At 73.8% G+C, this 22,505-nt stretch carries 21 protein-coding genes; 5 read left to right on the plus strand and 16 right to left on the minus strand.

Annotation, left to right across the window (positions count from 1 at the left end; translation table 11 throughout):
- Window positions 1-36 precede the first annotated feature (36 nt).
- Window positions 37-639, plus strand: coding sequence for a hypothetical protein (locus tag HCK04_RS18110; RefSeq protein WP_168066015.1), 603 nt, complete (start codon window positions 37-39; stop codon window positions 637-639).
- Here the strand turns inward: HCK04_RS18110 and hpnH are convergent.
- The 7 genes from hpnH to HCK04_RS18145 form a co-directional block, all read right to left on the minus strand.
- On the minus strand, window positions 567-1,571 hold the full coding sequence (gene hpnH, locus HCK04_RS18115; protein ID WP_142648516.1) for an adenosyl-hopene transferase HpnH: 1,005 nt from the start codon (window positions 1,569-1,571) through the stop codon (window positions 567-569). The two genes, HCK04_RS18110 and hpnH, sit on opposite strands and share 73 nt — an antisense overlap.
- Window positions 1,571-3,097, minus strand: a complete 1,527-nt coding sequence (ispH, locus tag HCK04_RS18120; RefSeq protein ID WP_142648517.1) for a 4-hydroxy-3-methylbut-2-enyl diphosphate reductase — start codon at window positions 3,095-3,097, stop codon at window positions 1,571-1,573. The genes hpnH and ispH overlap by 1 nt, the downstream gene beginning before the upstream one ends.
- Window positions 3,094-4,989 carry a squalene--hopene cyclase gene (gene shc, locus HCK04_RS18125; protein ID WP_142648518.1) on the minus strand — a complete coding sequence of 632 codons (1,896 nt, stop codon included), beginning with the start codon at window positions 4,987-4,989 and terminating at the stop codon, window positions 3,094-3,096. Before shc ends, ispH begins: the two co-directional genes overlap by 4 nt.
- A complete protein-coding gene (gene hpnE / locus HCK04_RS18130; protein ID WP_142648519.1) occupies window positions 4,986-6,326 on the minus strand; it encodes a hydroxysqualene dehydroxylase HpnE in 1,341 nt (446 codons plus the stop codon). The genes shc and hpnE overlap by 4 nt, the downstream gene beginning before the upstream one ends.
- The gene (locus HCK04_RS18135) at window positions 6,323-7,216 is read right to left on the minus strand and encodes a squalene/phytoene synthase family protein (protein WP_142648520.1); all 894 of its coding nucleotides are present in this window, start codon (window positions 7,214-7,216) and stop codon (window positions 6,323-6,325) included. Before HCK04_RS18135 ends, hpnE begins: the two co-directional genes overlap by 4 nt.
- Window positions 7,217-7,313: 97 nt before the next feature.
- Window positions 7,314-8,165, minus strand: a complete 852-nt coding sequence (gene hpnC / locus HCK04_RS18140; RefSeq protein WP_142648521.1) for a squalene synthase HpnC — start codon at window positions 8,163-8,165, stop codon at window positions 7,314-7,316.
- Between the two features lie 172 nt (window positions 8,166-8,337).
- Window positions 8,338-9,111 carry a polysaccharide deacetylase family protein gene (locus tag HCK04_RS18145; protein WP_142648522.1) on the minus strand — a complete coding sequence of 258 codons (774 nt, stop codon included), beginning with the start codon at window positions 9,109-9,111 and terminating at the stop codon, window positions 8,338-8,340.
- 53 nt (window positions 9,112-9,164) lie between these two features.
- Between HCK04_RS18145 and HCK04_RS18150 the strand changes: the two genes are divergently transcribed.
- On the plus strand, window positions 9,165-10,307 hold the full coding sequence (locus tag HCK04_RS18150) for a hypothetical protein (RefSeq protein WP_240971557.1): 1,143 nt from the start codon (window positions 9,165-9,167) through the stop codon (window positions 10,305-10,307).
- On the opposite strand, the gene HCK04_RS18155 is transcribed toward HCK04_RS18150, so the two are convergent.
- Window positions 10,219-11,136 (minus strand): DMT family transporter, encoded by a 918-nt coding sequence (locus HCK04_RS18155; protein ID WP_142648523.1) that lies wholly within the window; start codon window positions 11,134-11,136, stop codon window positions 10,219-10,221. The genes HCK04_RS18150 and HCK04_RS18155 overlap by 89 nt on opposite strands.
- A gap of 264 nt (window positions 11,137-11,400) precedes the next feature.
- Between HCK04_RS18155 and HCK04_RS18160 the strand changes: the two genes are divergently transcribed.
- Window positions 11,401-11,832, plus strand: a complete 432-nt coding sequence (locus HCK04_RS18160; RefSeq protein ID WP_205830399.1) for an SPW repeat protein — start codon at window positions 11,401-11,403, stop codon at window positions 11,830-11,832.
- A gap of 51 nt (window positions 11,833-11,883) precedes the next feature.
- Here the strand turns inward: HCK04_RS18160 and HCK04_RS18165 are convergent, their stop codons facing one another.
- The 7 genes from HCK04_RS18165 to HCK04_RS18195 form a co-directional block, all read right to left on the minus strand.
- Entirely contained in the window at window positions 11,884-12,795 is a 912-nt protein-coding gene (locus tag HCK04_RS18165) for a LysR family transcriptional regulator (protein ID WP_142648524.1), read from the minus strand.
- Between the two features lie 102 nt (window positions 12,796-12,897).
- A complete protein-coding gene (locus HCK04_RS18170; protein ID WP_260617320.1) occupies window positions 12,898-13,725 on the minus strand; it encodes a serine hydrolase in 828 nt (275 codons plus the stop codon).
- On the minus strand, window positions 13,722-15,359 hold the full coding sequence (locus HCK04_RS18175) for a D-aminoacylase (RefSeq protein ID WP_142648525.1): 1,638 nt from the start codon (window positions 15,357-15,359) through the stop codon (window positions 13,722-13,724). Before HCK04_RS18175 ends, HCK04_RS18170 begins: the two co-directional genes overlap by 4 nt.
- Window positions 15,356-16,108, minus strand: a complete 753-nt coding sequence (locus HCK04_RS18180) for an amino acid ABC transporter ATP-binding protein (protein WP_142648556.1) — start codon at window positions 16,106-16,108, stop codon at window positions 15,356-15,358. The genes HCK04_RS18175 and HCK04_RS18180 overlap by 4 nt, the downstream gene beginning before the upstream one ends.
- A gap of 17 nt (window positions 16,109-16,125) precedes the next feature.
- Window positions 16,126-17,133: an amino acid ABC transporter permease gene (locus HCK04_RS18185; RefSeq protein WP_221889933.1), complete on the minus strand. Its 1,008-nt coding sequence runs from the start codon at window positions 17,131-17,133 to the stop codon at window positions 16,126-16,128.
- On the minus strand, window positions 17,124-18,008 hold the full coding sequence (locus HCK04_RS18190; RefSeq protein ID WP_142648526.1) for an ABC transporter substrate-binding protein: 885 nt from the start codon (window positions 18,006-18,008) through the stop codon (window positions 17,124-17,126). The genes HCK04_RS18185 and HCK04_RS18190 overlap by 10 nt, the downstream gene beginning before the upstream one ends.
- Window positions 18,009-18,126: 118 nt before the next feature.
- Window positions 18,127-19,650, minus strand: coding sequence for a pentapeptide repeat-containing protein (locus tag HCK04_RS18195; RefSeq protein ID WP_142648527.1), 1,524 nt, complete (start codon window positions 19,648-19,650; stop codon window positions 18,127-18,129).
- Between the two features lie 159 nt (window positions 19,651-19,809).
- On the opposite strand from HCK04_RS18195, the gene HCK04_RS18200 reads away from it, so the two are divergent.
- Window positions 19,810-20,673 carry an SDR family oxidoreductase gene (locus HCK04_RS18200; protein WP_142648528.1) on the plus strand — a complete coding sequence of 288 codons (864 nt, stop codon included), beginning with the start codon at window positions 19,810-19,812 and terminating at the stop codon, window positions 20,671-20,673.
- Window positions 20,674-20,743: 70 nt separating this feature from the next.
- On the opposite strand, the gene HCK04_RS18205 is transcribed toward HCK04_RS18200, so the two are convergent.
- The gene (locus HCK04_RS18205; RefSeq protein ID WP_205830400.1) at window positions 20,744-21,283 is read right to left on the minus strand and encodes a hypothetical protein; all 540 of its coding nucleotides are present in this window, start codon (window positions 21,281-21,283) and stop codon (window positions 20,744-20,746) included.
- 552 nt (window positions 21,284-21,835) lie between these two features.
- Between HCK04_RS18205 and HCK04_RS18210 the strand changes: the two genes are divergently transcribed.
- On the plus strand, window positions 21,836-22,477 hold the full coding sequence (locus HCK04_RS18210) for a GPP34 family phosphoprotein (protein WP_168066036.1): 642 nt from the start codon (window positions 21,836-21,838) through the stop codon (window positions 22,475-22,477).
- Window positions 22,478-22,505: the final 28 nt, after the last annotated feature.

Genomic DNA, 22,505 nt, shown 5'->3' on the forward strand with positions numbered 1-22,505 from the left:
ATGGCTCGGCGAAGAAGTAACGGACCCTGCGCCACGGTGTCTGTGGTCGGGGCGCTGGGACTCCTGGGCTGGATGGGCACGATCCGGGCGGCCCGCGCCGGTAAGCGCTGGACTTTCCCGCTGGCGATCGGGCTGCTCGGGATCGCGCTCTGCGTCGCGATCGCCGCACTGACCGTCCGGGACACCTCGGGTGATGTCGGTCCGGCCCCGCTGCTGGGCTGGCTGCTGGTCCTTCCATGTGTTCCCGGTCTCGCCGCGGTCGTGCTCGCGGTCACCCACTACCGCGGCGCCGACTTCCTCGTCTCGATGCTCGGGCCGGACGCGAGCTGGGTGCGCGACGTCGAGGCCGCGGGCGGCAAGGCCGCGCTCCGCCGTCAGGGCCGCGAGTGTCCGATCCTGCTCGAGGAGATCCCGTCCGAGCATCGTGCGCAGATCCTGCGCCGCTACCTTGCCGGCGCGCCGGGTGCGCGGCCTCATCTGGGGCTGGGGCCGACGGCGCCGCTGCCGGAGTTCCACCGGATAGCGCCTCGGCACCCCGTCTTCCGCATCCATGAGCGCCCCGGCTCCTATGTGCCGCGCAGCGCGCGCAGGGACTCGCGCAGCGAGCCGAGGGTGGCGAAGACCGCCGTCGGCTCGTAGCCGCAGTGCGCCATGCAGTTGGCGCAGCGCGGGTCGCGTCCCCGGCCGTAGGCGTCCCAGTCGGTCTCCTCGACCAGCTCCCGGTAGGTCCGGGCGTACCCGTCGGCCATGAGGTAGCAGGGCCGCTGCCAGCCGAACACCGAATAGGACGGGATCGCCCAGGCCGTGCACGGGAAGTCGGCCTTCCCCTCCAGGAAGTCGAGGAACAGCGGCGAGTGGTTGAACCGCCAGCGTCTGCGGTTGCCGCCCGCGAACGCGGCGCGGAACAGCTCCCGCGTCTGCCGCACCCCGAGGAAGCAGTCCTGGTCGGGCGCCTTCTCGTACGCGTACCCGGGCGAGATCATCATCTGGTCGACGCACAGGTCGTCGTTGAGGAAGTCGAGCACCTCGATCACGGTGCGCGGGCTGTCCCCGGCGAAGAACGTGGTGTTGGTGGTGACGCGGAAGCCGCGCCGCCGGCACTCGCGCACCGCCGCGACCGCCTCGTCGAAGACGCCCTCCTTGCACACCGACGCGTCGTGCCGCTCGCGCAGGCCGTCGATGTGGACCGCCCAGGCGAAGTACGGCGAGGGCGTGAACCGGTCGATCTTGCGCGGGATCAGCAGCGCGTTGGTGCACAGGAAGACGTACTTCCTGCGCGCCACCAGTTCCTCGACCATCTCCGCGATCTGGGGGTGCATGAGCGGTTCCCCGCCCGCGATCGACACCATCGGGGCGCCGCACTCCTCGACGGCGGCCACCGCCTGCTCCACCGGCATGCGCTGTTTCAGCACGTCGGCCGGGTGCTGGATCTTCCCACAGCCCGCGCACTTCAGGTTGCACGCGAACAACGGCTCAAGCTCGACCAGCAGCGGGAACCTCTCCCGCCGGCGCAGCCGCTGGGCCAGGATGTAGGCCCCGACGCGCAGACTCTGGCGTACGGGCATCGGCATCAGGGCCGCACCTCCTTCGGCAACGTGAACTCGACGTTCTCCTCGGTCACCCGCCGCTCCTCCACCTCAAGCGGGCCGAGCCCGCCGAGGGCGGCCACGATGGCGTCCACCATCGCGCCGGGGGTGGACGCCCCGGCGGTCACCCCGACCGTCCGCGCGCCGCGCAGCCAGTCGAGCGCGACGTCGCCGGGCCCGTCGACCAGGCGGGCGAGCGGTGCCCCGCCGTGGCCGGAGCGCGCGGCGACCTCGGTGAGGCGCAGGGCGTTGGAGGAGTTGGCCGACCCGACGACCAGCACCAGGTCGGCCTCCTCGGCGACGGCACGCACCGCGTGCTGCCGGTTGGTCGTCGCGTAGCAGATGTCGTCGCCGCGCGGCCCCTCGGCGTCGGGGAAGCGCCGCCGTACGGCCGCCGCGACCCGCCCCGCCTCGTCGGCCGCCAGCGTGGTCTGGGTGAGGTAGGCGACCCCGCGCCCCGGCGGCACGGCCGCGACCGCGTCCGCCACGCCGGCTTCGTCCTCGACCAGCACGCCCGCGCCGGGCACCTCCCCGAGCACGCCCTCGACCTCCTCGTGCCCGGCGTGGCCGATGAGCACGACGAGGTCGCCCCGCGCGGCGAACCTGCGGGCCTCCGCGTGCACCTTCGCCACCAGCGGGCACGTCGCGTCGATGACGCGCAGCCCGCGCCGCCCCGCCTCCTCGCGTACGGCGGGTGCGACCCCGTGGGCGGAGAAGACCGTGACCGCGCCCTCCGGCACCTCGGCCAGGTCGTCGACGAACACCGCGCCGCGCCGCTCCAGGTCGCGTACGACGTGGATGTTGTGCACGATCTGCTTGCGCACGTACACGGGCGCGCCGAAGCGGTCGAGCGCGCGCTCCACGATCTCGATGGCCCGTTCGACCCCGGCGCAGAACGAGCGGGGCGAGGCCAGCAGGACCCGGCGCGGGCCGGTCGCCGCCGCCCACCGCGCCAGCACCGGGCCGATCCGGGCGAGCGTGCGCCGGGCGGCGACCGCGCCGCCCATCGTGGCGAGGTTCAGCAGCGGGGCGCCGGGGGTGTCCACGATGACCCGCACGGCCGCGAACGGCCGGGCGCCCGCGGCGGCGGCCAGCGGGGCGCTCTCCATGTCGACGGCGTACGCGCCCTCGCGTGCCAGCGCCCGGCGGCCACGGCCCGTCACGATGCGCGGGGAGGTGACGAGCGGGCCGGTGCGGGCGGGCAGCCCGGCGCGCGCGAGCTCCCCGGCGAGCAGCGGAGCCGACGGGCACGGCCAGACCTGGTCTCCCGAGCGCACCTCGGTGGCGACGAGCACGTCCCCGGGGCGCAGGCCGTCGTGGAGCGCCCCGCCGAAGCCGGTGACGGCGAGGGCGGCGCCCGGCGGGAGCAGGGCCACCGCCCGCGCCGCCCGCTCGGGCCCCATCCCCATCCGGACGACCCGGACCCGGAGGTGATCGGGCATGGGCCGCAGCCCGCGGGCGACGGCTCTGGCCTCGATCCCCAGCGCGGTGCACACGATCAGGTCCGTCATGACGGCTCCTCCCCGGCGTGCAGGTAACGGCCGAGCGCGCTCAACGGGAAGACGAGCCGATACAGGTGATAGTTGATGTAGAAGTCGCCGGGGAAGCCCGTCCCGGTGTAGTAGGGCTCGTCCCAGGTGCCGTCCGGGCGCTGGCTGTCGGCGAGCCAGGCCACGCCCCGGTCCACGCACGGGCCCCGCTCCCCGGCCGCGAGCAGGCCGATGAGGGCCCACGCCGTCTGCGAGGCGGTCGGCTCGCCCCGCCCGATCCACGCGGGGTCGCGGTAGGAGCGCAGGTCCTCGCCCCAGCCGCCGCAGGGGTGCTGGTGCGCCTCCAGCCACGCCACGGCCCGCCGTACGCAGGGGGCCTGCGGCCGCACCCCGGCCGCGACGAGGGCGGGCAGCACCGCCCCCGTGCCGTACACGTGGTTGGCCCCCCACCGGCCGAACCACGAGCCGTCGGGCTCCTGCGCCCGCAGCAGCCACACCACCGCCCGCCGTACGACGGGGGAGCGGGCCATCCCCTCGGCCGCGAGCGCCTCGACCACGTGCGCGGTCACGTCGGCAGACGGCGGGTCGATGACCGCGCCGAAGTCGCAGAACGGCAGCCGCAGGCACAGCTCGCGGGTGTTGTCGGCGTCGAAGGCGGCGAACCCGCCGTCGCGGCAGGCCATCCCGGCCATCCAGCGCAGCCCCCGCTCCAGGGCCGGCCGGGCGTCGGGCCGGCGCAACCGGCGCAGCGCGAGGATGACCTCGGCCGTGTCGTCGACGTCGGGATAGCCGTCGTTGTCGAACTCGAAGGCCCAGCCGCCCGGCGCGAGACCGGGACGCCGCACCGCCCAGTCGCCCGGCCCCCTGATCTCCTCGCACAGCAGCCACTCGCCCGCCCGGGCCAGCGCGGGATGGTCGCGGGGCAGGCCCGCGTCGAGGAGGGCGGTCATCGCGAGCGCGGTGTCCCAGACCGGCGACTGGCACGCCTCAAGCCGGCGCGTGCCGTCCTCCCTGATGGTGAACCTGTCCAGGCCGGCCAGGCCGGCCCGCATGACGGGGTGGTCGATGCCGTATCCGCTCAGGTGCAGCGCGATCAGCGAGTAGACCCAGGGAGGCTGGATGCCGCCCCACGAGCCGTCGGCCTCCTGCCGTGCCACGACCCACTCGACGGCCCGCCGCAGCGCGGCGCGGCGGAGCCCGGCGACCGGATGCCGTTCGTAGCGGTGCAGGGCGCGGTCGAGTGCCGCGAACGCCGCGTCCCAGCCCGTACGCGGGGGCCGCGGCGCGGGCCGTCCCGTACGCAGCTCCGGCAGCCCGAACGGCAGCGGCCTGACCGGCCGGTGCGCGGTCACGATCGTGAGCGGGACGATGGTCTGCCGCGCCCAGCACGCCCAGTCGTACACGTTCAGCGGGCACCACGGCGGCAGGAACATGATCTCCGGCGGGATGACCGGCAGGTCCTCCCACCGCCACTGCCCGAACATGGCGAGCCAGATCCGGGTGAAGACCCGGGCCGACTCGATGCCGCCCGCCCCTCGCACGTACGCCGCCGCGGCGCGCATGTGCGGGGCCGAGGGCGGGTCGCCCGCGAGGCGCAGCGCGACGTACGCCTCGATGGTGGTGGACAGGTCGGCGGGACCCTCGTGGAAGTTCGCCCATGTGCCGGAACGCGGGCCGTCAAGGCGCTGCTGCGACCTGATCCACCGGGCGGCCTCGGCGGTCTCCTCCGCGGTCCGCACGCCCAGGAACTCGCGCAGCAGGAGGTCTTCGGCGTCCATGGTCACGTTGGTCTGAAGCTCGCCCTTCCACCAGCCCTCGGGTGACTGCAGGCCCAGCAGGTGATCGCGCGCCGCCTTCAGGGCGGTCGCGGCGCGGGCGGCGCTGGTGGCCACCCCAGCGGTGACGCCGGTCATCGGGTGTGCTCCCGTTCGAGATGCCGCCTGGCGAGGCGGGCCGCCTGGAGACCGCTGCGCACGGCTCCCTCCATCGTGTCGGGCCAGCCCGTGTCGGTCCACGCGCCGGCGAGGAACAGCCCGGGCCACCGGGTGGCCGCGCCGGGGCGCAGCCCCCCGCTGCCCGGGACCTGCCGGAAGGTCGCCCGCCGCTCCCTGGTGATGAACAGGTCCACGACCCTCGCCGTACGGGCGGCGGGGAGCAGCCGCTCCAGCTCGGGCAGGAACACCTCGCGCATCGCGGCCGTGGGCACCTCGATCCAGTGCCGCGCCGCCGACACCGAGACCGTCAGATACTGGCCCCGGGTGAGGCCGCCCGAGGCGGTCCTGTCGAAGATCCACTGCACCGGCGAGCCGACGACGGCGGCGAACGGCAGCCGCATGACGGGCCGGTCGTAGACGACGTGCACGTTGACGATGGGGCTCGCCCCGAGGCCCGCCCAGGCGTCCCGGTCCGGCGCGGCCTCCGCGGGCACGAGCCGTGCGGCCTGGCCGTGCGGGGTGGCGACGACGACGGCCGACGCGCCGACGCGCGCGCCGCCCACGCGGATCGCCGGCCCCGGCAGGACCCTGTCGACTTTCGCCGCCAGCCGCACCTGCCCGCCCAGCCGGGTGATCGCGGACAGTGCGGCACCGCCGTGCAGCTCGCCGAGCGGCACCGACGGCACGCCGATGTCGGCGGCGTCGGCGCGGCCGAGCAGAGCCGTCCTGAAGACCATCGCCGCCGGTCCCAGCGCCGCCTCGTCGGCCGGGATGTTGAGCGCGGCCACCGCGAACAGGTCCCACAGCGCCCGCCGCACGGCCTCCCGCTGGCCGTTGTCGGCCAGCCAGCCGCCGAGCGCGGCCCGGTCGAGGGCGGGCTCCGCCGGGTCGAGCCCGCGCAGCGCGAGCGCGCCGCGCACCGCGCGCAGCCGGTCGGCGGGGGACAGCAGGCGGTAGCCCGCGAGCGCGGGCAGCAGGTGGAACGGCCCGGGCAGCGCGGCCCGGCGCAGCCGTCCCCGACCGCCGTGCGGGGTGAGCACGCGCACGTCGAAGCGTTCCTGCAGGCGCACCCGCCCGGTGCCGCCCAGCCGGTCGAGCAGCCCCCGGTAGGCGGTGCAGCAGCGCAGGAAGACGTGCTGCCCGTTGTCGGCCGTCAGGCCGCCCCGGGCGAAGGAGTGGGTGGCCCCGCCGAGCCGGGGCCTCGCCTCGTAGAGCGTCACCGGCCATCCGGCCTCCGCGAGCGCGAGGGCCGCGGTGATGCCGGCGAGGCCGCCGCCCACCACCGCGACGGGCGCGACGTCCCTCGGGCCGTTCATCTGGCCGCTCCCGTGATCGCGCGCGCCGCGACCATCGCCTTCGCCCACGGGGTGAGCGACACGCGCCCGGCCAGCGCCTGGCCGGGGTCGGCGGCGATGCGCGCGAGCAGCCGCCGGTAGATGCCCGCCATCGCCGCCGTGCAGGCCGCGCTGCGCCGGTCGAGCAGCGGGACCAGGTGCATCCCCTCGGCGTACCAGCCGAGCGCCCGGCCGGCCTCGTAGCGGACGAGACGCGCCAGCCGCTCGGGCGGATCGGTGAACGCCCCCGACGCGTCCAGGTCGAGCGTGCAGCCGAACCTGCGCAGGTCGTCGGCGGGCAGATATACCCGGCCCGCGCAGCGGTCCTCGCGCAGGTCCCTGAGCACGTTGGTGAGCTGGAGCGCCACCCCCAGGGAGTCGGCCAGCCGCGCCGCACGCCGCAGAGCGCGGTCACCGCTCGCCACCCCGGAGGCGAGGCCGAATACGCCGAGGGACAGCCGACCGATCGACCCGGCGACCTCCCGGCAGTAGCCGACCAGGTCCTCGTACGACTGGTAGCACGCGCCCGCGACGTCGTCGGCGCATCCGTCGATCAGCTCCTCGAACGCCTCAAGCGGGACGGGGAAACGCGTGGCGGTGTCGCGCAACGCCACCAGGACGGGGTCGGCGGGATCCGGGTGCGCGGCCCGCAGGCCCGCGCGGGCCTGCTCCAGCGCCGACAGCCGCGCGTCCATCGGCCCGGCCGCGTCGCCGATGTCGTCGATCCGCCGGGCGAAGGCGTAGAGCGCGCTGAGCGCACGGCGTTTGGGCGGGGCGAGCAGGCGGATGCCGTAGGCGAAGTTGCGCGCGCGGGTGCGGACGACGCGCTCGCAGTACCGGTAGGCGACGGGAACGGGCACCGCTGCCGGCATCGGCACGGGAATGGGCGTGAGGGGGCGCGGCGCGGGACCGGGCGGGTCGTCCCCCGCGCGATGCGGAGCGGGGCCGGGCGGGCGATCGGGAACGGGATCAGGAATCGCGCCGGGAACCGTCACCGTTCACCTCCTTCAGCACGCGCACCCACTCGCTCAGCACCGCGCGGCGGCGCGCGCGGACCGCCCCGCCGAGGACGTCGTGCCGGCCCCGCTCCAGCGCCGCGAGCGCCGCCCGGCCGCCCGCGACGTACCCGGCGACCGCGGTGCGCGCGAACCCGCTCAGCGTCTCCAGCAGCGGCATGCCCTCGTCCAGCAGGGTGGCGGCGCGGCGGGCCTGCAGCGCCACGGCCCGGCGCAGCCGCGGGGAGGTGCGCGGCGCGTCCAGGTCGGCCTCGCGGCAGCCGAACCTGCGCAGGTCCTCGCCGGGGAGATAGACGCGGCCGCGGGCGTGGTCCTCGCCCACGTCCTGGCAGTGCTCGATCACCTGAAGCGCCGAGCAGATGCGGTCCGACAGCCGCGCCCGCTCCGGGGTGGCCACGCCGAAGACGTGCAGGACGATCCGCCCGACCGGGTTGGCCGACAGCTCGCAGTAGCCCAGCAACTGCGCGAAGGTGTCGTAGCGCCGCACCGTCTGGTCGCGCCGGTTGGCCTCCACGAGGTGGAGGAAGGGCGTTCGCGGCACGCCCCGCCCGGCGACCAGCGGCCCCAGTGCGCGTACGGCGGGCAGCCGCGGGCTCCCTCCGGAGTACAGGCGGCCGAGGTCGGCCTCCACCTCGTCGAGCAGGGCGGGCCGCTCGGCGGGGTCACCCTCGTCGCCGACGTCATCCACATATCGGGCGAAGCCGTACACCGCCATCAGGTCGCGGCGGTACGCGCGCGGGAGCAGGCGGGAGGCCACCGGGAAGTTCTCCCGGTGCGCGGCGTCGCGTACGTCCGCTGCGGACATGCCTGAAGAATCTCCACCGCGATTCACCACAAACCCCGACAGATCGGGCGGGCGCTTTTACGTGGGCAATCCGACGGGAAAAGCGGCGTGCCCGGCCAGGTGATGTTCGGAAAAAAGCGCAAAAATGTGATGGAGAAGGGCGCCAAAGGTGAGCGTCCCTTTTTCCGCGTTTTTATGCTTCCGGCCGCAGGTAAAAGCTTGCCGGCGCAGGCAGCCGGTGGGGCCGCGCGCCGCCGCCGGGTACACCCACGCCGTGGGCGCCGAGCGGTCCGACACGCAGTCCGGCGGCGCGGCAGCGCGCGACCGCGCCGGCGAGCGCGCCCAGCGCCGAGCGCCAGGAACCCGGGGCGGAGGTGTGGTCGCAGTCGTGCAGCAGCAGCGTCGCCCCGCCGCGCAGGCCGGGCTCCAAGGTGCGCAGCACCGAGCCGGGCGTGGCCCGGCGCGTCCAGTCCTCGCCCCAGGCCGTCCACAGCACCGGCCGCAGGCCGTGCCATCGCGCCGCGACCAGCGCCTCGGCGCTCAGCACGCCGTACGGCGGGCGGTACCACGACGGGCGTGTGCCGGTGACGGCGGCGACGAGGCGCGCGGCCCTGCCCATCTCGGCCGCGACCCGGCCCGGCCGGGTGAGCAGGGCGTTGTCGTGCCGCCAGCCGTGCACGGCCACCTCGTGCCCGGCCCGCGCGATGCTCCGCCCGAGCTCCGGATGGCGGTCGAGCATCTCGCCGAGGACGAAGAAGGTCGCCCGGCATCCGAGCCGGTCGAGCTCGTCGAGGAACAGCGGGGTCGACCGCGGGTCGGGCCCGTCGTCGAAGGTCAGCGCGACATGCCCGGGATCGCCCTCGCCCGCGAGCGACGGCAGCAGGCGGCGGACCGCGGGCAGCCAGGCGGCCCCCGGCCCGGCGTGGAGCAGGGCCAGCCCGGCGACGACCAGCGCGTGAGGTCTCATCGCGTTCCAGTGTCCGTCACGCCTCCCCCCGCCCGGGAAGGAGGGTCGTGAGCATGAGGGACGTCGCGAGCATGAGCGGCAGGGCTTTGATCGTCAGCGCCTCTATGGGCGCGGGCCACGACGCCGTGGCCGCCGAACTGGCCCGCCGCCTGGCCGCCGTCGGCATGCACGCGGAGGTCGTGGACGTGCTCGCCCTGCTGCCGCTGCGGCTGGGCGCGCTCCTGCGCTGGTGGTATCGCGCGGTCATGCTGCGGTCGCCGTGGCTGTACGCGCTGGTCTACCGCGTGTTCTTCGTCTCCCGCCGGGCCCCCTCCACCTCGCCGCTGACGATCGTGGCCGCTGCCGGGCTGGCCCGTGCGGTGCGCCGCGTGCGGCCCTCCCTGGTGGTGCCGGTCTTCCACGTGGCCGCGCAGGCCGCCGGGCATCTGCGCGAGCGGGGACGGCTGGCCGTGCCGAGCGTGGTCGTGCTGACCGACTTCGCCGTGCACCGCCTCTGGCTGCACCCCGGCAACGACCGCTACCTGTGTCCGGACACGTCCACTGCCCTCGCGGTGACGGCCGCCGTCGGCCGGCCGGCCTTCCGCTGCGCCCCGATCGTCCGTCCGGAATTCGCGTGCGCCGGTGCGCCGACGGACGCGCGGGCCCGCATCGGCCTGCGCGACGGCGACCGGATCGTGCTCGTCTGCGCGGGGTCCTGGGGAGTCGGCAGGGTCGCGGCGACCGCCCGGCTCCTGGCCCGCTCGGGCCGCTACATTCCCGTCGTGCTGTGCGGGCGCAACGAGCGGCTGCGCCGCCGCCTCGACCGCCTGCTGGGCCGTGCGGGGATCGCCCTCGGCTGGCGGGACGACCTGGCCGGCCTGCTCGCCTCCGCGTACGCGCTGGTGGACAACGCGGGCGGGCTGACCTGCCGGGAGGCGTTCGCGGCGGGAGTGCCGGTCGTCACCCACCGGCCCATCGCCGGGCACGGCAGGGACGGCGTGCTCGCGATGGCGCGGGCCGGGGTCAGCGTCCACGCGCGCCGCCGTGCCGACCTGCTGCGGGCGCTCGACCGGCTCGAACCCGGCCTGCCCGGGCGGGCCGCGCTCATCGCGCGGGCGGCCGTCCTGTTCACCACGGCGCCGGCCGAGTCCCTTCTTCTCCCGGACCTCCTCCCGCTCCGCGATGATGAGCCCCGGCCATGCGAGCCTGCTCCCTGAGCGGGGCGTATTTCGACAGCAGCACGCTGCCGTACAGGATGAGGGCCATGCCGGTCAGCTCGGGCAGCACCCACGGACCGGTGCGGATGTCCTCGCCGAACATCGCCACGCCGTACGCCGTGCTCGCCACGGGGTCGGTCACGGTCAGCGCGGGCTGCACGGCGACGAGCGGACCGCTGTGCAGGGCGTTCTGCAGCAGGAACAGGCTGCACAGACCGGCCGCCACCATGGCCCACAGCGACCAGGAGCCGGCGAGCGTCCGCAGGCCCGCCGGCAACTCCTCCACCGTGCGCTTCATGAGCACGGCGGTGTAGGCGAAGCCGAGTCCGGCGGCGACCCCGAGCAGCACCGCGCGGGCGGGCCCGCCACAGGCGATCGCGGCGGCCACGCAGCAGGCGAGCAGCCCGGCGGTCACACCCGCCGAGACGACCCAGGTCAGCATGCCGGGGAGCCGGTCACCGGGAGTGGGCGACGCCGAAACGAGGAACCCGGCCAGTCCCACCGTCAGCGCGCCGACCGCCAGCCACGTCTGGGGAGTGACGCAAGCCCGGAACATCCAGCCCGCGACGAGCATCGTTATCGGCAGTTCCGCGACCAGCAGGGGCTGGACGAGCGCGAGCCCGCCGGTCGTCAGCGCGGCCGCTTGCAGCAGGAAGCCCGCGATGAGCGCGGCGATGCCGCCCAGCCAGGTGGGCCGCCGCATGAGGTCCCACATCAGGCCGATCCGGAACGCCTCGTCGGCCGGGGCGCTGCGGGCGGCCCGGCGCTGCAGCACGGACGCGACGGCGTTGGCCGCCGCGGCGAGCAAGGCCAGGACTACAGCGATCATGACCCCCAGCGTCCCGTCTCCGGCTCTGGTTGCGGGGCCTCCCGTCGAAGGCCCTATCACTACCCTGCCCGGCCATTCCCGCCGCATGTCGCCTTGAACGCTCCCGAACGTATTTGTCCGGCGATTACCAAATAAATGCGGGAATATTAATCGAATTCGAGAATGCCGGGATTTTGTGGGGTATGGCCGTCGATACAAACGCACGCAGCAGGAAAGGCGGAACCAGACATGGTTGGACCCACCGGCCTCGAGCGTCATCCCGACGTGAGCGAGCTACGCCAGACGTACGATCGGGCGGGCTCGACGGCCCCCGCCCAGGTGCTGGAGGGGCTAGCCTTCCTGGCCGGCCTGTATCTGGCCCTATCGCCATGGATCGTCGGGTTCTTCGGATTCCGGGGCATGACCGTCAACAACCTCATCACCGGCCTCGTGATCAGCGCCCTCGCCCTGGGGCTCGCGTCCGCCTTCGGGCGCACCTACGGCATGGGCTGGCTTCTCCCGCTGCTCGGCGTGTGGGCGATCATCTCGCCGTTTGTGCTGCGCGCGGGACGTGAGGCCACCGCGACGACCATATGGAACAACGTCGCGATCGGCATCGTGACCGTGGCGCTGGGAGCCGCCACGCTGGCGATGGCGCAGGCGTACCGCCGGCACGAGCGTGGCGAGCACAGCGGCCGCAGGCTGGGCAACTGGTGACCGATCGGCGCCCTGCCCACCATCCGGTGGGCAGGGCGCCGCGTGCCCGGCCTACCGGAGGGTCACGCTGAGGCGGGCCGAGGCGTCCCTGAGGTAGTCGACGAACGCGCGCAGCGCGGGATTGGGGTTGGTGGGGCGCAGCGCGGCGCCCACCCGCCGGTAGAGCCTGGGCCCGTCCACCTGGCAAACCTGGATGCCCGCCGCGCCCTGCACGCCGAGGCTCGGCACGAGGGCCACGCCGAGCCCGGCCCGCACCAGGCCGAGCGTCACCTCGTAGTGGTCGCTGCGGCAGCGGATGGTGGGCGTCATCCCCTCCAGCGCGCCGGCCCGCTCCAGCACCGACACCGGGGTCTCGGTGCCGAACGTCGTGATCCACGGCTCGTCGGCCAGGTCGGTCAGCCGCACTCGGGGCCGGTGCCCCGCCGGATGGCCGAGCGGCATGACGAGGAGCTGCGGCTCGTCGAACAGGTGGACGACCTCGACGCCCTTCGGCGCCTTCCACGGATCCAGGGCGTGCTCGAACACGACCAGCACGTCGAGCTCGCCGCGCTCCACGTCGGGCAGCAGCTCGTGGGGCTGCCCGAGCACCAGATCGAGCTCGACGCCCGGGTGGCGCGCGGTGAAGGACGACAACGCCATCGGCAGCAGGCGATAGCCGGCCGAGGCGAAGAACCCGATGCGCAGCTGCCCCGCGTCCGCCCGCGCCTGCGCGAGCAGGTCTTTTTCGGCGCATTCGATGAGGTCGAGCACCTCCTGCGCCCGCCCCGCGAGGCGACGCCCCGCCGCGGTCAGCCGCAGGCTGTGCGCGGCCCGCTCCACCAGCCCGACCCCCGCCTCCTCCTCCAGCCGGGCGAGCTGGTGGGAGACGGCGGAGGGCGACAGCCGCAGGGACTTGGCGGCTCCGGCGATGCTCCCGGTCCTGAAGACCTCCAGGAGCACCTTGAGGCGGTGACTGCTGAGCATTCCCCCAGTATCGGTGACCCCGCATCAGACCTGGTCGAATGCACCGCGCCCTGGTTACCCGGCGCGGTCACCCGGCCTGATCACCCGGCCTGATCACCCGGTTTAAATACCCGGGGGCAGGACGGTGGCCGCGATGGCGAGGCCCGCCCGCCGGATCGCCTCGACCAGGCCGTGCTCACGGCCCGCAGGACCGTGCGCGAGCACGGCGTAGCCCTCCCACCGCACCCCGGCCATGACGCCCACGTCGGCCCGCGTCCCGGCGTCCGTGCCGGTCTTGTTCGCCACCCAGACCCCCGCGGCGTACGGCAGGACCGCCGGGAGCTCGCGGTCCTCGGGCTCGTGCGGGAGCAGCGCGGGCACCAGCGCGCGGTCGGTGTTGTGCGCCATCCAGCCGAGCAGCAGCCGCTGCCACGGCTGGCGCCCGCATGCCAGCGACCGCATCAGGCCCGCCAGCTCGCGCGCCGTCCCTGTGGCGAAGGAGGGCGGATGCTCCGGGAGCCGGGGCTCGCGGATCCTGTCGTGGATCCGGGTCACGGCAAGCCCGAGCGCGGCGGCGGCCGCGTCCACCCGGCCGAGCCCCAGCCGCCGCAGCAGCGCGTTGGTCGCGGTGTTGTCGCTGACGGCGGCGGTGAGAAGCGCGAGGTCGCCGGCCGTCCAGTCGCGCGCCGACAGGCCGGTCAGCAGGCCCGACCCGCCCGCGTAGTCCTCGTCGAGCAGCCTCACGCGCTCGCCGGGGTCCACGACGCCCGCCGCCACGTCCTGCGCGAGCGCCGCAAGCAGCAGCACCTTCCCGGTACTGGCCAGCGGCAGCACCACGTCGTCGTTCAGGGCGAGCGTCCCGGGGACGCAGACGGCCAGCGTGCCCGGGCAGGCGGCCGCCGCCTCCTCCAGCGGGCCGCGTCCGGCCCCATGCGTCACGTCGCCGGTCACAGGGCCAGCACCTTTCCCGGCCGGGCGCCGGTCTCCTCGCCGTCGCGCACCACGACCGCACCGGCGACGACGACCGCGCCGATCCCGGCGGGCGGCAGCAGCGGGTCGGTGAACGTCGCCCGGTCGGCCACCGTCGCCGGATCGAACACCACCAGGTCGGCGTGCGCGCCGTCGCGGATCACGCCGCGCCCGGTCAGCCCGAAGCGCGCCGCGGCCATCCCGGTCATCTTGTGCACCGCCTCCTCCAGCCGCAACAGCCCCAGCTCCCGGACGTACCGGCCGAGCACCCGCGGGAACGTCCCCGCCCAGCGCGGGTGCGGACGCCCGCCCGGCTTCGGCACGCCGTCCGAACCGATCATCGCGTACGGCGCCGCCAGCACCCGCCGCACGTCCTCCTCGACCATCGAGTGACTGATGATCGTCACCTCGCCCGCCTCGGCCACCAGCAGATCGGCGGCCACGTCGAGAGGGTCGGCGCCCGCCGAGGCCGCGAGGTCGGCGATGGTCCTGCCCTCCGTCTGCGGGTGGCGGGGCGCGCACGCCACCGAGATCCGGTCCCAGCCGCCGTTGCCGACCGTGTTCTCCCAGCCGGGCACGCCCTCGGCGATGGCCCGGCGCATCCGGTCGCGTTGCGCGGGGTCGCCGAGCCGCGCCGTGAGCGCCCCCAGGCCGCCGTCGTTCGCCCACGGCGGCAGCATCGCCGACAACGCCGTGCTGCCCGCCGTGTAGGGATAGACGTCGCAGGTGACGTCCATGCCCTCGGCGCGCAGCGCGGCGATGCGCGGCAGCGTGCGCTCGGTGCGGCCCCAGGCGTAGCGGCCCGCGGTCTTGTGATGCGAGACGTGCAGCGCCGCGCCGCTGCGCCGGGAGATCTCGACCGCCTCCTCCAGCGCCTCCTCCACCCGCGACATCTCGTCGCGCAGGTGGGTGACGTACGGCTTGCCGTGCCGGGCGGCCACCGCCGCCAGCGCCACCACCTCGTCGGTGCCCGCGTACGATCCAGGCGTGTAGATCAGGCCGGTGGACAGCCCGGCCGCGCCCTGCGCCAGGCAGGCGTCGAGCAGCGCGCACATCGTGCGCAGCTCGCCGGGCCGGGCGGGCCGGTCGACGGGCCCGAGCACGCCCGCCCGGAGCGTGCCGTGGCCGACGAGCGAGGCCAGATGGTTGGCCCGGGGCACCCCGGCGTGCGCGGCGGCGAAGCTCGCGAAGTTCGCGTACGCCCCGACGTCGCCGCCGAAGGTGATCCGCGTCTCGGCCCGCATGGCGGGCAGCCGCTCCGGCAGGGCGGGGAAGAGCCCGGACCCGCAGTTGCCACAGATCTCGGTGGTCACCCCTTGCAGCACCGAGGCCCGCACCAGCACCGGGGCCCGCACCAGCGCCGAGCCGCCGCCCTCCGCGCCGAGCAGCGTGACGCCGTCGGAGTGGGTGTGCACGTCGACGAAGCCGGGGGAGACCACCTGCCCGCGCGCGTCGACCACCTCGGCCGCGCTGTGGGCCGCGCTCCCGGCCGGGGCCTCGCCCGGGGCCAGCACGGTCACCCTCCCGGCGGTGACACCGACGTCGGCGGGCCTGCCCGGGCGGCCGGTGCCGTCCACCAGCAGGCCGCCCCGGATCAGCAGGTCGAAGCCGCTCACTGGACCTGCCCGAGGAAGGCGCGCAGCCGCTCGTGGCGGGGCGCGGCGAGCACCTCGCGCGGGTCGCCGCGCTCGACGATGACGCCGTCGTCCATGAACACGAGCTGATCGCCGGCCTCGCGGGCGAAGTTCATCTCGTGGGTGACGACCATCATGGTCATGCCGGTCGCCGCGAGGTCCCGCATGACGGCCAGCACCTCCTGCACGAGCTCGGGGTCGAGCGCGCTGGTCGGCTCGTCGAACAGCATCAGGCTGGGCCGCATGGCGAGGCTGCGGGCGATGGCCACCCGCTGCTGCTGGCCGCCGGACAGCTGGGACGGGTAGTGGTGGGCCCGGTCGGCCAGGCCGACCCGCTCCAGCAGCTCCTCCGCCTGCCGCCTCGCCTGGGCGGCGGGCGTGCCCAGCACGGTGACCGGCCCCTCCATCACGTTCTCGATCGCGGTGCGGTGCGGGAACAGGTGGAAGCGCTGGAACACCATGCCGATGCCGCGCCGCTGCCGCGACAGCTCGTGGGGGCGCAGCGCGTGCAGCCGGCCGCCGCGCTCGGCGTAGCCCATCAGCTCGCCGTTCACCCAGATCCGCCCCGAGTCGATGCTCTCCAGGCGGTTGACGCAGCGCAGCAGGGTCGACTTGCCCGACCCCGACGGGCCCACGACGCACACCACCTGACCGGCGGGGACGTCGAGGTCGATGCCCTTGAGCACCTCCAGCGACCCGAAACGCTTGCGGACGGAGCGGATGCGCACCATCGGCTGGTCAGGGGTGCTCACATCGTCTCCTCGGCTGACCGGGGCTCCTTGGACGGCAGCGCCTCTTCGGACGGCAGGGGTTCTTTGGGCGGCAGGGGTTCTTCGGACGGCAGCGCCTCCTTGGACGGCAGGGGCGACAGGTTGCTGCGGATCCGGGAGGACAGCCGCACGTGGCCGCGTTCGAACCGCTTCTCGACGAAGTGCTGGCCGACGCTGGCGATCGTGGTGAGGACGAGATACCAGATCGACGCGACCACGAGCATCGCGATGACCTCGAAGTTGCCGAGGTAGATGCGCTGCGCCACGGTGAGCAGCTCGGCCCCGGCGATCACCGAGACCATCGAGGTGGTCTTCAGCATCGAGATGAACTGGTTGCCGGTCGGCGGGATGATCACCCGCATGGCCTGCGGCAGCACCACGCGGCGCAGCACCTGCCGGTGCGACATGCCGAGCGACTCGGCCGCCTCCCGCTGGCCCGGATCGACCGAGCGGATGCCCGCGCGGACGATCTCCGCCATGTACGCGCCCTCGTTGATGGCCAGGCCGAGCAGCGCGGCGGTGAACGGCGTGATGACCGCGTTCGCCTGCCACTCGATCAGCTTGGGCCCGCCGAACGGCACGCCGACCGCGAAGGTGGGGAAGACCAGCCCGATGTTGAACCAGAAGATGAGCTGCACCAGAAGCGGCGTGCCGCGGAAGAACCACGTGTAGAGGGCGGAGGTGCCGCGCAGCACGGGGTTGTCCGACAGCTGCATGACGGCGGCGAGCACGCCCAGGGCCAGGCCGATGGCCATGGACAGCACGGTGAGCTGGATCGTGACCCATAGGCCGCCGAGAATCCTGCCGTCGGCCAGGAAGGCGACGATGACGTCCCAGTGCAGGTTCTCGTTGACGATGATCGTGTAGGCCAGCCAGACGAGGAAGAGGAGCGCGACGGCCGCCCCCAGCCACCGGCCGGGCCGCACGGGGCGCACGGCCTCGATCGGCAGCTCGACGCCGGCCGCCCTCTCCGGCTTCACTTCCACGGCTGGGTGTTGACCAGCACGCCGTCGACGGCGTTGGCGGTCACGCCGTACGTGTCGAGCACGGCCTTGTAGCCGCCGTCGGCCTGCAGCTCCTCCATCGCCTTGGCGACCGCGTCGCGCAGCGCCGTCTTGCGCTTGTCGATGGCGATGCCCCACGGACCGGCGTCGTACTGCTCGGGCAGCACGTCGTACTTGCCGGTGTCCTTGGCGTACATGACGGCGACGGGGTAGTCGACGATCGTGGCCACCGCGCGCCCGGAGTCGATCGAGAGCAGGCCGGTGGGCGCGTCCTCGCTCTGCATGATCTTCATCTTGGTGGCGCACTTCTCGTTCTGCTTCTCGCCGATGGCGAGGTTGGAGCTGCCCTTGGCCAGCACCACCGTGTGGCCGCACAGGTCGTCGAGGTTCCTGATGCCGTCCGGGTTGCCCTTCTTCACCATGATGGCGCCGCCGGCGTTGAAGTAGTCGACGAAGTCGACCGCCGCGCGCCGCTCCTCGGTGTCGCTCATCGAGGACATCACGATGTCCCAGCGCCCGCCCTGGAGGCCGGGGATGAGCCCGTCGAAGGCCGCGTTGGTGATCGAGAACTTCAGCCCGAGCTTGGCCGCGATGGCGGCGCCGAGGTCGGGGTCGACACCGGTGAGCTCCTGGGTGCCCTTCTTGTACATCTCCATCGGCGGGTAGCCCTCGGACGTCGCGACCCGCAGGGTGCCCGACTCGCGCACGTCCTCGGGCACCAGGTCCTTGGCGGTCTTGCCCGTCGTCGCCGCCGCGCTGTCGCCCGCGGCGGTCCCCGACGACGAACGCCCGCAGCCGCCGGCGAGCGCCGACACGACCAGCGCGCCGACTATGGCCACATATAGGCGCTTTGTCATGGAACCTCCTGCTTTGCGAACGATTGAGCTTATGCTGGCGACAGGAGGTAACGGCGGTAACAATCGTGAACGCTTGTGGTCCTCAGCATCGAAGTCTTCGATGCTCCCCTGCTCGTCCTCAGCCTGCGAGCCCGTGCGCCGCGTGGGAGAAGGACGCCACGGGCCGTACGACACCGACCCGGGCACGCTGGACGGCGGGCCTGTCCGGCGGGCGCACCCCGGCGGCCCAGCACACCGCGCCCGCGGCGACGGCCGCCACCAGCGCGAGCCATCCGAGAGCCCGCCCCGCGCGCAGGCCGTACCCGCAGGCGAGCCAGTAGAGCGACAGCAGCAGCCGCATCAGGCCGCGCGGGCTGCCCTGCCGCCGCATCTCCATGGCGCCGAACGCGAAGTCGGCCGCGACCCGCGCGTCGTCGACGCCCGGCCCCAGCCGCTCGTACAGCACGGCCAGGCGCGCCGGGTCGGGTGCGGGCCCGTCCGAGCCCTGCGCTCCCCAGCCCCGCCACAGGCGCTCGTCGGCGATGACCCTGCGGCGGCTCCACCACCGTACGGGCGGCCAGCCCAGGCGCAGCCCGAGCCCGCCCGGCGGCGCGGCGAACACGCACTCCCGCAGGCGCAGGCCCTCGGGGCGGCGCAGCCCGCCGAGCCCGCACGTCCGCAGGTCCGCCCCGGTCAGCGTGAGCGCGTCCGCGTCGAGGCCGTCGAGCGAGGTCACCCGCAGCCGGCCGGAGCGCCGGGTGACGTCGGACAGCCCGGCCACCCGCGCGCCGTGCAGGTCGATCTCGGCGTCGGACAGCCGCGCGGCGAGCCGTCCCAGGACGGCCGCCGAGCGCAGCACCACACGGCACCCGCCGGTGTCGATGTGCAACGGCGCGCAGGCCCGTACGCCCGCGAGCGACAGGCGCCGCGCGATCCGCATCGGGCCGAGGTAGGCCGCGCCCTCGAAGTGGGCGCCCTGGAACTCGGCGCTCGCCCCGCAGTCCGCGTCGCGGAAGGAGACGGCCCGGTGGAACCGGGCGGAGCGGAAGGCGGCGTCCCCGTGGAAGACGGCCCCGTCGAACACGGCGAACCCGTGGAACTGCGCCCGGTGGAACGAGGCCCTCTGGAACCGGGTGTTCCCCGGACCGGCGACCAGTGCCTCGCCGAACAGGGCCTCGCCGAACAGAGCGTCGCCGCGCACCGTGACGTGGTCGAACGCCGCATGGCCGCGCACCCGCGCGCCGTGCAGGGAGAACTCGCGCTGGAACCGGGCCTCGCGGAAGGAGACGTTGCAGAGGAAGCGGGCGCTGTAGAACGAGGCGAGGCGGTCGAACCTGGCGTGGTCGAAGCTCGCGTCGGCGGCGAAGACGACCTCGCCGAAGCGGGCCGGGCCGGTGAAGACCGCGCGGTCGAACCTCGCCCTGCCGACGCGGCGCTCCACGCCGTCGAGGACCCGCGTGATCAGGTCCTCCGACAGGAGGGTGCCGCGCAGGTCGAGGGACTGTCCGGGCGCCAGGCCGCGCAGGAACGCCGCCACCTCGGCCGGCGTGAGGTGCGCCAGGCATCTGCCGTACGGCTCGTGGGCGATGCCCAGGCACTCGGGCACGGCGTCGCACGTCCTCCAGACCACATCGAGCGGAGCGAACCGCGACCGTGATGTCATGGCAACGTCATACCCGATGTCGGTTCTGGTTATAGTAAAGCGTGATGGATAGGTAACAGTGTGTATCCGTCATGAGAGTACGAGCGCCACGCGAGCGCCACCCGAGCGCGACCGCGCGGCGTGCCGTTTGCCGCGGACGGTCAGGGGTAGCCGACCCGCATGCCTGAGCAGCCGAACTCCACACCGCCACCGCAGACGCAGCCGTACCCGGGCCGGACGGGCGGGATGACGCCCGAGCCGAGGGACGAGATGCGCGACTACGTCGGGCGCGACCTGCTGGCGGGCAAGCGCGCCCTCGTCACCGGCGGCGACTCCGGCATCGGGCGGGCCGTCGCCGTGGCGTTCGCCAAGGAGGGGGCGGACGTCGCGATCGCCTACCTGACCGAGCACGACGACGCCGAGCACACCAGGAAGCTGGTGGAGCAGGAGGGCCGCCGCTGCGTGACCATCCCGGGCGACCTCGCCGATGCCCGCCACTGCGAGGAGGTCGTGGAACGCACGGTCCGCGAGCTCGGCGGGATCGACGTGCTCGTGAACAACGTGGCCACGCAGACGCCGGTGCGGTCACTGGAGGAGCTGCCGGACGAGCAGTGGGAGCGCACCTTCGCGGTCAACATCCACAGCTACTTCCGGGTGACCAGGGCCGCGCTGCGGCACATGCCCGAGGGCGGCTCGATCGTCAACACCTCGTCGATCAACGGGTTGCGCGGCAACAAGACCCTGATCGACTACTCCGCCACCAAGGGCGCGATCAACGCGTTCACCTACTCCATGGCGCAGGTGCTGGTCGAGCGGGGGATCAGGATCAACGCCGTCGCCCCCGGCCCGGTCTGGACGCCGCTCATCCCGTCCACGTTCCCCGAGGAGAAGGCGGAGAAGTTCGGCGAGCAGGTGCCGATGGGCCGGCCGGCCGACCCGGACGAGATCGCCCCTTCGTACGTGTTCTTCGCCGCCAACCGGCTGTCGTCGTACTACACGGGTGAGGTCCTCGCCCCGATCGGCGGAGAGACCCTGCCCGGGTGACGGCGGGTCCGCTCCGTCTCTCGTCGCCTCTCGTCGTGGTCCGTAATTCGGTGTTAACAGCGACTTGTGGTCACCGCGCGGCGGGGTGGCGGATGTATCGGGCACGGGTGAGCTCGGACTCGTCCGGCTCCGCCCGCCGCCGCCGCAGCAGGCGCGCGGCCAGCACGCCGCCCGTGACGCACCCCGCGGCCAGTGCCGCCGCCGCGGCGAACGCCGCGCCCGCGCGGGTGGACGGAGGCTCCGGCCGTACGGCACGGGCCCGCCAGGCGCGCAGCCACATGGCCTCGGCGGCGGCGTCGAGCAGATAGGTGGGCCGGATGCGGCCCGTGGGCACGTAGATCAGGTCGGCGGCGAGCAGTGTCGCCGCCGCGGCGACGCCGAGACGGCGCGCGTGGTCGGCGCCGCCGGGCGTGGACGCGGCCCTGATCTGCGTCCATCCGATCCCCACGAGCAGCCCGGCGACGGTGCGCTCCAGCCACCGGTCGGTCTTCGCGCCGAACACCTTCTCGAAGCTCTGCAGGTGGAGCAGCGGCCACAGCCCGCCCGCGACGTTGAAGAGCCCCTGGGCGCGGGCCAGGGCCGCCGCGCCCCTGTCGTCCTGGATGGTCATAGGCCGTCGATGCCCGGCGACAAAACCGACAAACCGGGCTTGGTTCGGCATGAGTGCCAGGGATAGGCGCATCTGGGCAGATTTACCTGGGTAGGCGCGGGAAGGGTCGCGGGGGAGGACGCCATGCCCGGAAATATCAAGATTCGGCCACTCGGGGGAGCGGCGGGCTGCCTCGTGATGATCATCGTCTCGATCGTGGCGTCGATCCTTCTCACGATTCTGGCCAACGCCCTGCTCCGATGAGAGGCACGGCCTGGGGGTACGGCTGAGAGGCGCGGCCGAAGGGTGCGGTCGAGGGGCACGGCCGAGGGGCACGGCATGCTCATCGCGGGCGGCGGGCCGTTCGTCCCCTCGGCCCGATCGCCGGCCTTCGCCGCGCGTGCCTGCGGCCTGATTCCGTCGCCCGGCCGTGACCCTGCCGGAGGCGGACCGTAAGCGCATTGGCCGAAAACTAAGTTCCGGTTGGAACAATTCTCCTATTCCGCGGGAGATCGCAGAAACGTGAATTTGCGCGATGACAGATGGAACATTTCGCCTATATCATCGCCGACCGTGGCTGAAAGCGATCTTTCGAGCCCGTCCCTTGTCGATGACCTGTACTTTGTCCTGCACGACAATGTGACGGGCCATCCGTTGCTACATTCCCGGCTCACGGGGCTGACGCTGGCCGGTGGGATCCTCGGCGAACTGATGCTCGCCGAGCGTGTGGCGCTCGACTTCGCGGCGGACCCCGAACGCCTCTACGCCACTGTCCAGAAGGCCACGGGCGACCCGCTCACCAGCGCGGTGCTCGGGCACGTCATCGCCGAGCCGCACCACCCGATCGGCACGTGGCTCCTCTTCTTCGCCCGGACGATCTACGCCGACGTCACCGCCAGGATGATCGCCGCGAAGCTGCTCAAGCCCCCGGTCAGGCACCTGCTGAAACAGCAGCCCGCGGCCCCCGCGGACATGAACACCGCCGCGTGGCCGCTCGCCCGCCTGAACCTCGCCATCCAGCGACGCAAGCCGCCGGTGGACCGCGACTGCGTACTCCTGGGGCTCCTGGCCGCGGCCGGCTGCGCCCAGCGGGTCCTCTCCGAGCACGATCCCCGGTTCGAGGCCGCCGCGACAGCCATGCTCCCCATGCAGTTGCGGAGACTCATCGCCCAGACCAAGGTCGCCGTCGGCCAGGCCGTCATCAGCCGCCGGTGACCTCCACCCCCCCTCACACGGAGTTTTC

The sequence above is a fragment of the Microbispora sp. CL1-1 genome (assembly GCF_012034195.1).
In the GTDB taxonomy this organism is placed as follows: domain Bacteria; phylum Actinomycetota; class Actinomycetes; order Streptosporangiales; family Streptosporangiaceae; genus Microbispora.